This is a genomic window from Psychrobium sp. nBUS_13 (assembly GCF_051201665.1).
Classification (GTDB): Bacteria; Pseudomonadota; Gammaproteobacteria; order Enterobacterales; family Psychrobiaceae; genus Psychrobium.
The window spans coordinates 3306707-3321705 of sequence record NZ_CP179210.1; the positions used below are offsets into that span (position 1 = coordinate 3306707).

Below are 14999 nucleotides of genomic sequence, written 5' to 3' on the forward strand. Positions count from 1 at the left end.
GATTAATTCCTTAACGATTTTGAGCGGGAAAACAAGCGCCTACTTTGCAATGGTTTATTGCCTAATAAAGGTGTTAGCGCTTGTCTTGTCAGCAACTTTGCATGATTGCGGGTAATAGTGTCACAAAAATTTGTGTTTGCAATATTAATTAACGATTGGCCAATATATTTTCCGTCAACACGGCTAATAAAGCCTTGCTCTGTGAGTAAATCATAGCGCCAATTTGGTTCTATTGATTGACCATCGACATCACAGAGCAGTGAAAATCCATGTCCCAACTCACTCAGCAGTGACAATTCAAACTGACGCAATGTCAATTCAATATCATCGATCTTTGATAACGAAAGTAGTGTTGCATGATAAGCGCTGTAAATGACTGGGTGACAAGCCTCCTTGGCCAATAAACGCATGATCAACTCATTGAGATAAAGACCGCTATAAAGATATTGTTTGGCTAATGGAAAAGCCAAAGTCGGTGAATCAATGCGGATCAATGTTTTTAAATCACCATGCCCACGCCAGCTTACAAGCAGCGGCCTAAAAGGCTGTAACAAACTTTTATTGATATTATTTTTTCGCTTGGCGCCATTAGCAACAGCCGCCACCCGGCCATGGGATTCAGTGAAGAGCTCTACAATAAGGCTCGTTTCACTAAACGGGCGGGAATGAATGAGATAAGCGGCGCACAATACAGATTGCTCATTGCTGCGCGCCGTATTGTTGAGGTTAGTCGTCTCCATAACCAAGGCTATTTAATGCCCTTTCGTCGTCAGCCCAACCCGACTTGACCTTAACCCAAAGTTCAAGGAAGACTTTATTGTCAAACATTTCTTCCATGTCTTTACGGGCTTCACGGCCAACTTGCTTTAGTTTTTCACCTTTCTTACCAATGATCATGCGCTTTTGCCCTTCGCGCTCCACCAAGATAAGAGCGCTAACGTTGAACACGCCATTAGGCTGCATCGTAAATGCTTCAATTTCAACAGTCACTGAGTACGGTATTTCATCCCCCATAAAGCGCATGAGTTTTTCACGAATAATTTCTGAACCCATGAAACGCTGAGAACGATCAGTAATATATTCTTCAGGGAAATGATGTTGCCCCTGCGGAATAGCCTGACGAGCGATACTAATTAGTTTATCAACACCAGTTCCTTGTTTCGCAGAGATAGGAATAATCTGTTCAAAATCGTACTGACTTCCCAACCATTGTAAATGAGGCATCATCTCTGAACGAATTTGCACATTGTCTTCTTTATTCACCACACAAATGACTGGCGTATCTTGGCAGCTTTTACGCAGCTTATTTAGAATCATTTCATCGTCGCCGGTCCATTGAGTACCTTCAACTAAAAAGAAGACCATTTCAACATTACCAATAGAACTTGCCGCAGCACGATTCATTAATCGGTTAATCGCTCGCTTTTCTTCGCTGTGCAAGCCAGGCGTATCAACGTAAATGGTTTGATAAGCGCCATCAGTATCAATCCCCATCACACGGTGACGAGTAGTTTGAGGCTTACGTGATGTAATACTTACTTTTTGGCCCAAAATCTTGTTGATAAGTGTCGACTTACCAACATTGGGACGACCAACAATGGCAACAAAACCACAGTATGTTGCGTCATCATTATTTTGCTGTTGCATGAATAACCTCTAATGCTTTTTGTGCGGCATCTTGCTCTGCTTTGCGACGTGAAGTCCCTACGCCAACCGTCTGCTCTGCAACACCCTCAACACTACAAGACATTGTAAAACGTTGATTATGTGCCTGACCTGTCACTTCCATAACTTCATAAGTAGGAAGCGGTAAACGGCGGCCTTGTAGCCATTCCTGTAACTGTGTTTTCGGATCCTTTTGGCTCACACCCGGCTCAATAGCCTCTAATCGTGAGTGATACCATTCTAAAACAAGTGCTTCACAGGTTTTCATATCACTATCTAAATACACGGCGGCGATAATTGCTTCAACGGAATCAGCTAAAATAGAATCGCGACGGAAACCACCACTTTTTAGCTCGCCAGGCCCTAAACGTAAATAATCTCCAATTACAAAGTCGCGAGCTAGCTCTGCTAATGTTTGTCCACGAACCAAGGTTGCGCGCATGCGGCTCAAGTCACCTTCAGCGACCTGAGGAAACTTAAAATATAAGGCTTCAGCAATGAACATACCTAATAAAGAATCACCTAGAAACTCTAAGCGCTCATTATGTTCACCACCCATGCTGCGGTGAGTCAGCGCTTGTAATAAAAAACCTCTATTTTCAAAGCGGTAACCGATTTTCTTTTCTAATTTTTCGTACGGAATATGTCTCATTTACTCTTGTCCAATTTTCCCTATACGCTCGGTACGAATACCACTTGGTACCCACGTAGGAACAATGTCTTCTGGCGCGCGATCAAATTCAAAACTTGTCCACACATATACCGCTTTACCAACCATATTTTGCTCAGGAACAAAGCCCCAAAAACGACTATCTAAACTGTTGTCTCTATTATCACCCATCACAAAATATTGATTGTCAGGAACAACCCATTCACCTTGACGGATGCCTTCTTGAATAAAATATTCAGGCGCTTGTGCAAAAGCTGGGTTATACAAAATTTCATGTTGCACCCCAAGCAAATCTTCTTTCGCTTGCGTTAAAGGATAGCCACCTTCAATAAAGTCACCTTGGGATACAATATCTAGCTCTACGCGTTTAAATTGATCACAATTGGCAACTTCTTGTCCATCAACACACGGCGTCTTTATTGACAAAATCTTGTTGCGATAACGAATCACATCACCAGGTTCACCAATAACACGTTTAATGTAGTCAACATCTGGTTTAGGTGGGTACTTAAAAACGACTGAATCGCCACGTTGCGGCTTTCCGGTTTCCAACACCTTGGTTCGGATAACTGGTAGCTTCACGCCATAAGCATACTTTTCAACCAAAATAAAATCACCGACTAATAATGTTGGCTTCATAGAGCCTGACGGGATTTGAAATGGTTCATACAAAAATGAACGTAGTACTAATACAAATGCGATGACTGGAAACAAGCCACGACAGTTTTCAACCAGCGCAGACTCTTGCAAAACAGCCGCCTTAGCGTCATCATCAATTTCTTTAGGTAACCCCTCTACAACGGCTTTACGCTTAGGCAAAAACATAAAATGGTCAATTGCCCAAACAACACCTGTAAACAAGGTGGCAAGAACTAAAATTAGTTCAAAATAAGTCGCCATTCATTATTCTCCAACTTTTAAGACGGCTAAGAATGCTTCTTGTGGTAATTCTACGTTACCAACAGACTTCATGCGTTTTTTACCTGCTTTTTGCTTTTGCAGTAATTTTTTCTTACGGCTCACATCACCGCCATAACACTTAGCAGTTACATCTTTACGTAACGCTTTAATATTTGTACGAGCGATGATTTGCCCGCCAATGGCTGATTGAACAGCAATATCAAACATTTGGCGTGGAATAAGCTCTTTCATCTTTTCAACAACGGCACGCCCTCTACGCTGTGCACCATCACGGTGAGTGATCATCGCAAGAGCATCAACACGTTCACCATTTACAAGCATATCGACACGTACCATGTCTGACTCTTGAAAACGTTTGAAATTATAATCGAGCGAAGCATAACCACGAGACGTTGATTTCAAGCGATCAAAAAAGTCTAATACCACCTCAGCCATTGGTAATTCATAAGTCACAGCGACTTGCTTACCGTGATAAACCAAGTTCGTTTGAGTACCACGCTTTTCGATACACAAAGTAATCACTGAGCCCAGATATTCTTGTGGTACAAGAATATTGGCTTCAACCATTGGCTCTCTTATTTCATCAATATTTTGAACTGGTGGTAGATCAGATGGATTATCAACATTTAATGTTTCACCAGCAGTGGTTACAACTTCATAGTTTACTGTTGGCGCCGTTGTAATGAGATCAAGATTATATTCACGCTCTAAACGCTCTTGAATAATCTCCATATGCAACATACCTAAGAAACCGATACGGAATCCAAAGCCTAACGCACTAGATGTTTCAGGTTCAAACTGTAAAGATGCGTCATTTAAACTTAACTTGTTTAATGCATCACGGAAGTTTTCATAATCATCAGAGCTAATTGGGAATAAACCTGCATAAACCTGTGGTGTAGACTTACTGAAGCCAGGAAGGACTTCTGCTGCGCTATTACGAGCTAATGTCAAGGTATCACCAACCGGCGCGCCGTGTATTTCTTTAATACCAGCGATGATATAGCCAACTTCACCAGCTTTTAAGACGCCCGTGTCTGTTTGTTTTGGCGTGAAAATACCAACTTTATCGATAATATGGATATCACCCGTCGACATAACTTTCATTTTATCGCCAGCCTTAACTTGGCCTTCCATAATACGCACTAAACTAACGACGCCTTGGTAATTATCAAACCACGAATCAATAATTAACGCCTGCAATGGCTTACTAGCATCAACATCACCAACAGGCGCTGGAACCTTAGCAACTATTTCTTCTAAAACATCTTCAATACCAATACCAGTTTTAGCACTACAACGAACAGCTTCCATGGCATCAATACCAACAAGATCTTCAATTTCTTCAGCCGCAGAGTCGGGATCTGCAGATGGCAAATCAATTTTATTGAGTACTGGAACAACTTCTAAATCCATCTCAATTGCTGTGTAACAGTTTGCAAGTGTTTGCGCCTCTACACCCTGCGCAGCATCAACAACCAATAATGCACCTTCACATGCAGCTAACGAACGAGAAACTTCATAGGTAAAGTCAACGTGTCCTGGGGTATCGATGAAGTTTAACTGATACGTTTCACCATCTTTTGCTTTATAATCTAATGTCACACTTTGAGATTTAATAGTGATGCCACGTTCACGTTCAATATCCATAGAATCAAGAACTTGAGCTTCCATTTCACGGTCAGATAAGCCACCACAAAATTGAATAAGACGATCAGAGAGTGTTGATTTGCCGTGGTCGATATGGGCAATGATTGAGAAATTACGTATATGCTTCATTGAAAGAATAGCCAACTTAAAATTAATTTAATTTACAACCCGCAGCCATTTGCAATACAGGTCATAAATTCAGACACAAGAATTGCTGGCAATTCTACCGTAAATAAGCGCGACACGCCAAAAGTATTCACCCTAACGGTGAAAATGGCCACATGAAAATAAAGCGGATTTTTTAGATTAAGAAACGCGCGGTGAAACGATAATGATGCATGGTGACAAATTTTGATTTTTATTAAGCCAATATTTGCCAAACTGCTGACTTAAAATAGCCGTCATAATAGCGAGCCCAACAGCACTTAACGAAGGCAACGCTAGTAGTTCTACGAGCCATTTCTGACCTAAAATCCCGCCACTTAATAACCCAAATAAAGGTAACAAATAAGTAATTGCACTAGCCGCTAAAATATTTGCTTCTTTCGTGCCAATAGTAACCCACTGTCCGACAGACAAGATGTTATTAGTTGATACTTTTATGCGTTGAGTTTTACCTGAAAAAGCCTTAGCAACAGTTCCTACGCCGCAATTATTTTCACTAGCGCAGCCAGAGCAGCTTGAATTGATTTCGTATTCTAATTCAACACTGCCGTGAAATACTTCTTTGACTAAGGCTTTTTGTTCAAGCATAAATTACTCGTTTGGCGCGACAGATTGTGCAATTTTTAATGCAGTTTCATAAGGAATTCGACCAACTACCGTGATATCAGTGAGACCACGCCTAAAATTAGCAACAGATAATCCATTGTTGGTTTGTAGTTTAGCGGGTAACTCAGCTTGCTGCGCTTTCGCAATATAAACCGACACTTGAGTTAGTCCATCGCTTAACATCAAATAATCAACATTTTCCGCAGTACTAACCACACGGTGCTCATCACTTGCTTTAACCTCAAAGCCAGCAGGTAGCCACTTCAAGCGCCAGTTATCTTGCGCAGTTGAAGGAATCATTACCGTTTCTGATGTCGGCTGAGCAGCGAGTTTTTCAACATTATCACTTGGACGCTCATTAAGGTGTAAGCCAACCGCTTGTACTTGCTCAAGTAAATTATTATTTAGGTCAAACAAGTCATAGCGCAATAAAAGTTTGGTTTCGACATCTAGCCAGAGAATATAGTTAAAACGATTTTTATCTTTCGCCTTTAATCGAATAAGCTGTGTGACACGCCCTGCGATACGCCCCTTTTCTATCATCGTTAACGAATAATTATCGATAATATGTTGCGTTTTACCAACGAAAATAGCGGGTGAAGGACCAATGATTTGTCCTGCGTTAATACTATATGGGCGACTCTCTGGTTCCATATAAGTAACAACATTGTCGATACGATAGCTATATCTAACAGGACCGCTTAACGCAGCAATATAAACGACTTGGCGATCGTCACTAACACCGTGTTCAAACAAATAGGTTTGGGCAGAATTTGGCTCAAGGTGAACCATTGGAATGGTAAAATTTAAAGTTTGATGAGCTATATTCATTGAATCTAGCCAATCTGTTGGTGTCTTTTCAGCAGCAGCAATGCTAGAGAATAGTATTGAAAAGGCACCGATAATACGACGACAAGTGAACAATAGTTTCCCCTATTTGTCTTTTTGTGGCGTTGTAGCTTTTAAACGTTGTTGTAATAAATGATCTTTAACATAAGCATTCATTTTACGTTCAACGGCTAAACGCTCGCTTTCAGTCATTTGCTGTTGAATGTCAGCAGATGTTTGTGGGATCTGATGACTTACAGGCGATGCATAACCACCCGTTGGAATAGTTTGTAATACAGGAATATCCTGCTCTGCACCTTGATTTGATTGTAGTTGAATAGCACTAACAACCATCACTGCAGCAACAGAAGCGGCAATGCCGTATGAACCAAATCGATCGAATAATGACACAACATTACCGCTCGGCTTGTTTTGAAGCTCTACGGGTTTATCAACGCTCGCTTTGGGCGCTAAAATAGCGGGTTCTTGTGCTATAGCAGCAGACACAATACTGGCAAAATCAGTTGTAAAAGCAGGTGCTAACTCTTCACGAATTGCATCACCAATCAAATGATAACGTTCAAAATCTTTAGCACTTTCAACATCATTGATTAATTGATCAAGTTCTGTTGCTGAAAGCTCTTGTCCATCTGCAAATGATGACAATATTTCTTTATTCTTTGACACTATAACTACCTTCTATCGTTGCATTAGTGGATCGATTTGCTTATCCAACGCTTCTCGAGCCCTAAAAATACGCGAACGAACTGTCCCAACAGGACACTCCATTACATTAGCAATATCTTCATAACTTAACCCATCTAATTCACGCAGCGTAATCGCTGTCCGTAAATCTTCAGGTAACTTCTCAAGTGTAGCAACTACCACACCTTGTAATTCTTCAGTTAATAGCAATCGTTCAGGTGATGCTCCTTCTCTGAGTTCATCACCACCATCAAAATACTCACCATCTTCAATATCAATATCTGAACTTGATGGGCGGCGCTTTTGTGCCACTAAATAATTTTTAGCCGTATTAACCGCTATTCTGTACAACCATGTATAAAACGCACTATCACCACGAAAATTTGGTAGTGCTCGATATGCTTTAATAAATGCTTCTTGAGCAACATCAGGCACATCACCTTGGTTCTTAACAAAACGGCTAACTAAATTTAATACCTTGTGTTGGTATTTTCTGACTAAAAGATCAAAAGCGGCTTTATTACCTTGCTGTACTAACTCAACTAACTGCTGATCTGTTTTTGTTTCGCTCATTCAAGCATTTTCCTCAACATTTGTTCCACTTTACTGATTGCTCGAAGTAAACGCACAATGAATAGACTTAGGCGTTTGTTAAAAGTTCACTTAATGTAACAATTTTTTATTTTACGTAAAATTTCATCTAATTTCACACTATTGAATCACTTTTTTACTAGTTATATCAACGTTTGTTAGCTAATATTGGCGAACTTCAAATTTTCAACCAAGATCATGACTGACGCCATAGAACATTCCTGTGACACTTTAATTATTGGTAGCGGTGCTGCTGGCTTAACTTTAGCGCTACAAGTTGCGCAATTTGCAAAAGTAATCGTTCTTAGTAAAGCGCAAATCAATGACGGCTCTACTTTCTATGCACAAGGCGGCATAGCGGCAGTCTTTGACAAAAAAGACAGCATTGAATCTCATGTGTCTGACACACTTATCGCCGGTGCAAATCTGTGTGATAAAAGTGTGGTTGAAATGACAGCCCAAAATGCAAAAGCATCACTTGAATGGCTTATCGATTGCGGGGCAGATTTCGATCAAGAGCTCTCTAGTAAAGGCGAACAACGATATCACCTTACCCAGGAAGGCGGTCATAGCCATCGCCGAATTCTTCATGCCGCCGATGCAACAGGCAAAGAAGTACAAACAACCTTGCAAGCTAAAATACTTAACCATCCAAATATAACCATTTTAGAGCGATATAATGCGGTTGATTTAATCACTGATAGTACTGGCGCTGACAAGCGCGTTATTGGCGCTTATGTGTGGAGCCGAGATCGCGAACAAGTTGAGACGATTCATGCAAAGCAAGTAGCACTAGCAACTGGTGGTGCGAGTAAAGTTTACCAATATACAAGCAATCCTGATGTTGCTAGTGGTGATGGCATTGCAATGGCTTGGCGTGCAGGTTGTAGCGTAGCAAATCTTGAATTTAATCAATTTCACCCTACAAGTTTATTTCACCCACAATCTAATAATTTCTTGTTGTCTGAAGCATTACGCGGTGAAGGTGCCTATTTAAAACGGCCTGATGGCAGCCGGTTTATGGACGACTTTGACACCCGCGGCGAACTCGCGCCTCGTGATATCGTCGCTCGTGCTATTGATTATGAAATGAAACGATTAGGTGTTGATTGTTTGTATTTGGACATCAGTCATAAAAATGATGAATTTGTAACATCGCATTTTCCAACAATTTATCAGCACTGCTTAGGGTTGGGTATCGATATAACGAAAGAGCCTATGCCTGTAGTTCCTGCCGCGCATTATACCTGTGGCGGCGTAAAGACAGACAAACATGGCGCAACGGATATAAAAGGATTATATGCGATTGGCGAAGTCGCCTATACAGGCCTTCATGGCGCGAATCGCATGGCAAGTAATTCATTACTTGAGTGCTTAGTTTTTGCTAAAACAGCCGCTGACCATATTAAAACAAGCTCAGATGTCCCATCGACACATTACAATATTGCTCCATGGGATGAGTCCAAGGTCACTGACTCAGATGAAGAAGTTGTCATCCAACATAACTGGCATGAGCTAAGACTTTTCATGTGGGATTATGTAGGCATTGTACGTACAAATAAACGCTTAGCGCGAGCAAAGCGCCGTGTTGAACTATTGCAAACTGAAATCGATGAATATTATTCGAACTTTAAAGTGTCTAATAATCTATTAGAGTTAAGAAATCTCGTTCAAGTAGCGCAACTCATCATAGATTGTGCCATTGCGCGTAAAGAAAGTGTCGGTCTTCATTATAATCTTGATTATCCAGACGCTTTTGAAGATAGCAGTCCTACCGTATTGACTCCTCATTAGTTAATCGTTGTCTGAGCCGAATGATACGGCGAAGACGGCGATACTCTTTATTTGAAACACTGTCTCGCCAAATTAATAAATCAATGTTACTCCCTACATCCACTCTCTCAAGTTTCAAATAAACAAACCATTTATCTTCGACACTGGTGGCCAATATTACGGCGTCAAACATTAGCTGACCGTAATATCGAACGTCTCCACGTTGCGAAATGAGCATTCGAAAATTAGTTTGCTGCCGACAGAAAAATGTTGAGCAAGCAACGAAAAAACAAAAAAAGAAAATGACAGCACCTATGTGCCAATGAGAAAACCACGCTAACGTGACAAAAAACATAATAAAATGCAAAAACGCAAAGCTTATGACGACAACACGCGTACACAATGCCGAAGTTGTGACTTCTATGCAATAAAATTTTGAATAGTTCATAGCTCTAATCAAGGTTGGATTATGAGCTAAGTATAGTTAATTAAACAAAATAGATAGCAAGCGTGGAAACGCTTGCTTAGGGAGGCTTTATAGATAAGAAACGATTAAACTTTTACGCGATTTACGATAAAGGTGATCATGGCCTGCAGCGCTGGATCATCACTTTTTTGATGCCCCATTGCCCATGCAAACAAATCAGGATCATCACAGCTTAATAGTCGCTCAAATGTTGCTTTATCAACATCATTTAGCTCATCCCATGCTTCTTCTACAAAAGGCGAAAATAGAACATCTAATTCCAACATGCCGCGACGACACGCCCAACGTAAGCGTGGTTTATCTAAAGAAGGTTTTTGATTAGTCATTACATAATTCCAAAATCTAAATAAGGTTAGATAGCAACCGGCGCACTAATATGCGGATGCGGTTCATAATCACTGATTTCAAAATCTTCAAATTTGTAATCAAAAATTGAATCAGGTTTACGGTTAATGGTCAGTGTTGGTAAAGCTTTAGGCTCTCGAGATAATTGCAATGCAACCTGTTCCATATGATTGCTATAAAGATGAGTATCACCGCCACTCCATATAAAATCACCGACTTCTAAGCCTACTTGTTGCGCTAACATATGCGTTAACATCGCGTAACTCGCAATATTAAATGGCAATCCTAAAAAGACATCACAGCTTCGCTGATACAGCTGACATGATAATTTTCCGTCGGCAACGTAAAATTGGAATAAGCAATGGCAAGGCGATAAGGCCATTTCACTTAATTCACCAACATTCCACGCGCAAACGATCATTCGACGAGAATTAGGGTCGTTTTTCAAAACATCAATGAGTTCTGAAATTTGATCGACAAATTGACCATCACCTTTCGGCCAACTGCGCCATTGTTTACCATATACAGGGCCCAAGTCACCATTATCATCAGCCCATTCGTCCCAAATTTTTACACCGTTATCAGTTAAATAACTAATATTGGTATCACCATTTAGAAACCATAACAGCTCATGAATAATAGAACGTAAGTGACATTTTTTAGTCGTAACTAACGGAAAGCCCTTACTTAAATCAAAGCGCATTTGATAACCAAAAACCGAGCGCGTGCCAGTGCCAGTTCTATCAGATTTATCATTGCCAGTGTCGACAATATGTTGCATTAATTCTAAATATTCTTTCATTATTAAACCGCTTCCTTCGCTGTCGATTTATTTTGCAGTGCACGATAAATTAACCAAGCACCAATAATAAGCATTGGGATGGTTAACATTTGCCCCATACTCAAACTGTATTCTGTCACCAGTGACTCCAAGTGTTTATCAGGGGCTCTAAAGAACTCAATAATAAAGCGGCATACGCCATAGCCAAACAAGAATGCGCCACTAATTAACCCACGAGGTTGAGGTTTGCGTGATAATAAAAATAACACTAAGAATAAACAGAAGCCTTCCAATGCTGCTTGATACAACTGCGACGGGTGTCTTGCCAATGGCCCACCGCCAGGAAAAATCATCGCCCATGGCACATCGCTCACACGACCCCAGAGCTCACCATTGATAAAGTTACCAATGCGGCCAAAACCAAGACCCAGCGGCACGAGCGGCGCGACAAAATCACCAATTGATAACAAGTGTTTCTTCTCTCGACGTGCAAAATAAAATAACGCAGTAATGACACCGATCAATCCGCCATGGAATGACATTCCGCCTTCCCAGACTTTAAAGAGATAAATAGGATCAGCTAAGAACAAGTCAAAATGATAAAACAGAACGTAGCCTACTCGACCACCAAGAATGACACCTAAAAAACCATAAAAAAGTAAATCACTGACTTGATCACGCGTCCAACCAGAATTCGGTTTGTCAGCTTGCTTATTACCAAGCCAAATCGCACCAGCAAACCCCAGTAAATACATCAGACCATACCAACGCAGAGCGACAGGACCGATACTGAAGATGATAGGATCTATTTGCGGAAATTGAATAAATTCTTGCACAAAGCTACCTTTAACTAAAAATTATCTCTGCTGCTACAATAAACAACAAGATTGAAAAACAACGTTTTAATACTTTAACTGGCATACGCTGAGCGACACTTACACCAAATGGCGCGGCCAATAGCGACAAACTAATAATACCTAACAATGCAGGTAAATAAACATAACCAAGCGTCCATGGTGGAAGACTCGCTTGTGAGCTTAACCCTGCACTTAAATATCCAATCGACCCCATTGCCGCCACAACAAAGCCAACAGCAGCAGAAGCACCAATGGCTCGTCTCATATCAAGTTTGACTTGCGATGTTAGAAACGGCACTAATAATACACCACCACCGATCCCCAATAAACTAGCAATTACCCCAATTCCAAAACAAATAACGACTAATTTAAATGACGAATACTCTGGTTGACTAACAACAGTGACTTCAGCCTTTTTAGCCCCAATCCACATTTGAATTGCCATTAACATGGCGAACACAGCAAAAAATACCTGCAAATAGTCACTCGGAATAACATCGGCAAAATAGCCACCAGCAAGGCCGCCTAAACCAACACCACCTAATAGTTGTGGCATGAAAAACCGTGGAATATTACGTTTTCGATAATGAGTCAATAACGTAGAAATTGCGGTTAACACTATGGCAGCCAACGATGTGGCTAATACGACAGGCATTAAGTATTGAGGTTCAATACTAGTGAGAGGCAATAACAATATAAGAACTGGAACAATGACTAAACCACCGCCAATCCCTAATAACCCAGCAAGAAAACCCACCACAGCACCTAATGCTAGGCAAATTAAAAAGATTTGCAGTGAGATTTCCAAAATGATTCAACTCAACTAACGGGTAAACTTTATATCAGGCTCTTAGTGACGGTGTAGATTTTCTTTTTTTGGAATAGGCATACAATGGCTAACCAGTTCTTTCATCGCTCGGCGATAAACATCCCGCTTGAAAGAAATCACCTGACGCACCGGATACCAATAACTCACCCATCGCCAATCATCAAACTCTGGATGATTTGTACAACCAAAATTAATTGAATCTTCAGGGCTTACTAGCTTTAGTAAAAACCAACGTTGCTTTTGCCCAATACATACAGGCTTACTATCATGACGAATCATGCGATTAGGTAATTTATAATGCAACCATGAACGCGTTGACCCCAAAATTTTCACATCTTCGGGTTTAAGGCCAACTTCTTCATAGAGTTCACGATACATTGCCTGCTCTGGTGTTTCACCTGAATCAATTCCACCTTGTGGAAACTGCCAAGAGTGTTGACGATAGCGTTTAGCCCACATAACTTGGCCATGCCCGTTGCATATAATTATGCCGACATTTGGTCGATAGCCATCAGCGTCAATCATTAAGAAACCTCTATTAATAGGCAATTTGTGTAGATAACTGAACTTATATCAGAATATGTAATAAATAGATATAACAGCCATTTAGATCGAATAAAGATCAACCAAAGGATCATTAAATAAGTTAGTGCGATATTCAGCTTACCAAATGTTATTAACGTTTTCTGTGGATAAGCCAGTGAGAAACGATGATAAATCCAATTTATATCCACAAAGAATGAGCTTTCAAGTAATAATCCAATATTTACCCACGGTTTATATTCAATACAAATATGATTTTAAAACAACACGTTAAAAAAACAATCCACAACATAAATAACAACTAATTCAACGACTATCGCTCTTTAGAAAATCCACTAATAATCGTATACTTTCATTGTTCACAAACTAACCAAAATTAAGTTACCCACAAAAGTTGGCGTGTAAATCGCTAATTATTGCTTAAATATTGAATATTTTTACATTTATCGATAGTTATAAACAGCGCTTAAGGTAAGGCAGGAAGTTATCCAACAAATCTGTGCATAACTTTGTGCATTAGCGAATTAAACGCTCATTATTTCTAAAAAAAACTCACACCACTGTTTAATTTCAACCGAATAAATAGACTTAAACCGCTGTTTATTATCAGTTACTCCTCACAATGCCTCACAAACAACTAACTACTGAACAAAAAACAACCTATCATACTAAAGAACTATTTATTGATACCCCCCATTGCCAGCAAAAGCGAATGCAACGTAGAATGCATTATTCATAAACTATTCAAGCATTTTCATGTCGCAGCCACCTTTATCTCAATCAGAATTATTAACTGCTGCGCAGGCTTTATCTGGCCTAACATTAGCGCAGGTAGCACATGATAATAACATCCAAGTACCGGAGTCCTTATTACGTAATAAAGGATGGATTGGTAACCTTTTAGAAATTGCATTAGGGGCCCATGCCGGGTCAAAGCCAACGCAAGATTTCCCAGAGTTGGGTATCGAACTCAAAACCATTCCAATTGATAGCGTAGGTAAGCCTTTAGAAACGACGTTCGTCTGTGTTACTCCATTGATGTCAATTACAGGATTACAATGGTCTCAAAGCAACATCGCTAATAAACTCAGTAAGGTGCTGTGGGTGCCTATTTTGTCTGAAAAGAGACTAGCAATAGGTGAACGACAAATCGGCACACCATTCTTATGGCAACCTAGTCCTCAGCAAACGTATTTGTTACAACAGGATTGGGAAGAAATAATGGAGCTAATTTCGATAGGAGAAATAGACGCCATTACCGGAAAGACAGGCCAAGTTTTACAACTGCGCCCAAAAGCAGCAAATTCAAAAGCATTAACGAATGCTATCGGCCGTGATGGGCAACCTATCAAAACGCTTCCCCGTGGATTCTATCTAAAAATACCATTTACTCATGATATTCTTAAACAGCAATTTGGATACAACTAGTTCAATTCCACGATAAAGCTATCTAACACCCAAAATATCGCTTAAGTTGTAATCTAAATAAAGTTCGCGTAGAGTTCAAACTAGCGTTTGAATCATAGTTAATCTATAACAATAAAATACAATTAAATTAACTATCAAATACAACTAATAACCCA

Annotated in this window: 17 protein-coding genes; 2 read left to right on the top strand and 15 right to left on the bottom strand. The window is 40.2% G+C overall.

Annotation, left to right across the window (positions count from 1 at the left end; genetic code table 11):
• Positions 1-2: 2 nt before the first annotated feature.
• The 9 genes from recO to rpoE form a co-directional block, all read right to left on the bottom strand.
• Positions 3-740 (bottom strand): DNA repair protein RecO, encoded by a 738-nt coding sequence (recO, locus tag ACMAZF_RS15375; protein ID WP_435274638.1) that lies wholly within the window; start codon positions 738-740, stop codon positions 3-5.
• Positions 727-1647 carry a GTPase Era gene (gene era / locus ACMAZF_RS15380; protein WP_435274639.1) on the bottom strand — a complete coding sequence of 307 codons (921 nt, stop codon included), beginning with the start codon at positions 1645-1647 and terminating at the stop codon, positions 727-729. Before era ends, recO begins: the two co-directional genes overlap by 14 nt.
• Entirely contained in the window at positions 1631-2317 is a 687-nt protein-coding gene (rnc, locus tag ACMAZF_RS15385; protein ID WP_435274640.1) for a ribonuclease III, read from the bottom strand. Before rnc ends, era begins: the two co-directional genes overlap by 17 nt.
• On the bottom strand, positions 2318-3235 hold the full coding sequence (gene lepB / locus ACMAZF_RS15390; RefSeq protein ID WP_435274641.1) for a signal peptidase I: 918 nt from the start codon (positions 3233-3235) through the stop codon (positions 2318-2320).
• A 3-nt stretch (positions 3236-3238) separates the two neighbouring features.
• On the bottom strand, positions 3239-5035 hold the full coding sequence (gene lepA, locus ACMAZF_RS15395; protein WP_435274642.1) for a translation elongation factor 4: 1797 nt from the start codon (positions 5033-5035) through the stop codon (positions 3239-3241).
• 177 nt (positions 5036-5212) lie between these two features.
• A complete protein-coding gene (locus tag ACMAZF_RS15400; RefSeq protein WP_435274643.1) occupies positions 5213-5659 on the bottom strand; it encodes a SoxR reducing system RseC family protein in 447 nt (148 codons plus the stop codon).
• 3 nt (positions 5660-5662) lie between these two features.
• Positions 5663-6601, bottom strand: coding sequence for a MucB/RseB C-terminal domain-containing protein (locus ACMAZF_RS15405; protein WP_435274644.1), 939 nt, complete (start codon positions 6599-6601; stop codon positions 5663-5665).
• A gap of 9 nt (positions 6602-6610) precedes the next feature.
• Positions 6611-7192 (bottom strand): sigma-E factor negative regulatory protein, encoded by a 582-nt coding sequence (locus tag ACMAZF_RS15410; protein WP_435274645.1) that lies wholly within the window; start codon positions 7190-7192, stop codon positions 6611-6613.
• Positions 7193-7204: 12 nt separating this feature from the next.
• On the bottom strand, positions 7205-7783 hold the full coding sequence (gene rpoE / locus ACMAZF_RS15415) for an RNA polymerase sigma factor RpoE (RefSeq protein ID WP_435274646.1): 579 nt from the start codon (positions 7781-7783) through the stop codon (positions 7205-7207).
• Positions 7784-7999: 216 nt separating this feature from the next.
• Between rpoE and nadB the strand changes: the two genes are divergently transcribed.
• A complete protein-coding gene (nadB, locus tag ACMAZF_RS15420) occupies positions 8000-9595 on the top strand; it encodes an L-aspartate oxidase (protein WP_435274647.1) in 1596 nt (531 codons plus the stop codon).
• Here the strand turns inward: nadB and ACMAZF_RS15425 are convergent.
• From ACMAZF_RS15425 to rppH, 6 genes are all read right to left on the bottom strand, one after another.
• The gene (locus tag ACMAZF_RS15425; RefSeq protein ID WP_435274648.1) at positions 9573-10022 is read right to left on the bottom strand and encodes a protein YgfX; all 450 of its coding nucleotides are present in this window, start codon (positions 10020-10022) and stop codon (positions 9573-9575) included. The genes nadB and ACMAZF_RS15425 overlap by 23 nt on opposite strands.
• Positions 10023-10126: 104 nt before the next feature.
• Complete coding sequence (locus ACMAZF_RS15430; protein ID WP_435274649.1) at positions 10127-10387, bottom strand: succinate dehydrogenase assembly factor 2; 261 nt, start codon at positions 10385-10387, stop codon at positions 10127-10129.
• Positions 10388-10413: 26 nt separating this feature from the next.
• Positions 10414-11208 carry a thymidylate synthase gene (thyA, locus tag ACMAZF_RS15435; RefSeq protein ID WP_435274650.1) on the bottom strand — a complete coding sequence of 265 codons (795 nt, stop codon included), beginning with the start codon at positions 11206-11208 and terminating at the stop codon, positions 10414-10416.
• 2 nt (positions 11209-11210) lie between these two features.
• Complete coding sequence (lgt, locus tag ACMAZF_RS15440; RefSeq protein ID WP_435274651.1) at positions 11211-12023, bottom strand: prolipoprotein diacylglyceryl transferase; 813 nt, start codon at positions 12021-12023, stop codon at positions 11211-11213.
• A 10-nt stretch (positions 12024-12033) separates the two neighbouring features.
• A complete protein-coding gene (locus ACMAZF_RS15445) occupies positions 12034-12852 on the bottom strand; it encodes a sulfite exporter TauE/SafE family protein (protein ID WP_435274652.1) in 819 nt (272 codons plus the stop codon).
• A 42-nt stretch (positions 12853-12894) separates the two neighbouring features.
• Complete coding sequence (gene rppH / locus ACMAZF_RS15450; protein ID WP_435274653.1) at positions 12895-13398, bottom strand: RNA pyrophosphohydrolase; 504 nt, start codon at positions 13396-13398, stop codon at positions 12895-12897.
• Positions 13399-14172: 774 nt separating this feature from the next.
• Between rppH and mutH the strand changes: the two genes are divergently transcribed.
• Complete coding sequence (gene mutH, locus ACMAZF_RS15455) at positions 14173-14844, top strand: DNA mismatch repair endonuclease MutH (RefSeq protein WP_435274654.1); 672 nt, start codon at positions 14173-14175, stop codon at positions 14842-14844.
• The last annotated feature ends 155 nt before the right edge of the window (positions 14845-14999 follow it).

Coding starts and splice junctions, on each gene's coding strand:
- recO (WP_435274638.1), bottom strand. CDS start 740: ATGGAGACGACTAACCTCAACAATACGGCGCGCAGCAATGAGCAATCT.
- era (WP_435274639.1), bottom strand. CDS start 1,647: ATGCAACAGCAAAATAATGATGACGCAACATACTGTGGTTTTGTTGCC.
- rnc (WP_435274640.1), bottom strand. CDS start 2,317: ATGAGACATATTCCGTACGAAAAATTAGAAAAGAAAATCGGTTACCGC.
- lepB (WP_435274641.1), bottom strand. CDS start 3,235: ATGGCGACTTATTTTGAACTAATTTTAGTTCTTGCCACCTTGTTTACA.
- lepA (WP_435274642.1), bottom strand. CDS start 5,035: ATGAAGCATATACGTAATTTCTCAATCATTGCCCATATCGACCACGGC.
- ACMAZF_RS15400 (WP_435274643.1), bottom strand. CDS start 5,659: ATGCTTGAACAAAAAGCCTTAGTCAAAGAAGTATTTCACGGCAGTGTT.
- rpoE (WP_435274646.1), bottom strand. CDS start 7,783: ATGAGCGAAACAAAAACAGATCAGCAGTTAGTTGAGTTAGTACAGCAA.
- nadB (WP_435274647.1), top strand. CDS start 8,000: ATGACTGACGCCATAGAACATTCCTGTGACACTTTAATTATTGGTAGC.
- ACMAZF_RS15425 (WP_435274648.1), bottom strand. CDS start 10,022: ATGAACTATTCAAAATTTTATTGCATAGAAGTCACAACTTCGGCATTG.
- ACMAZF_RS15430 (WP_435274649.1), bottom strand. CDS start 10,387: ATGACTAATCAAAAACCTTCTTTAGATAAACCACGCTTACGTTGGGCG.
- thyA (WP_435274650.1), bottom strand. CDS start 11,208: ATGAAAGAATATTTAGAATTAATGCAACATATTGTCGACACTGGCAAT.
- rppH (WP_435274653.1), bottom strand. CDS start 13,398: ATGATTGACGCTGATGGCTATCGACCAAATGTCGGCATAATTATATGC.
- mutH (WP_435274654.1), top strand. CDS start 14,173: ATGTCGCAGCCACCTTTATCTCAATCAGAATTATTAACTGCTGCGCAG.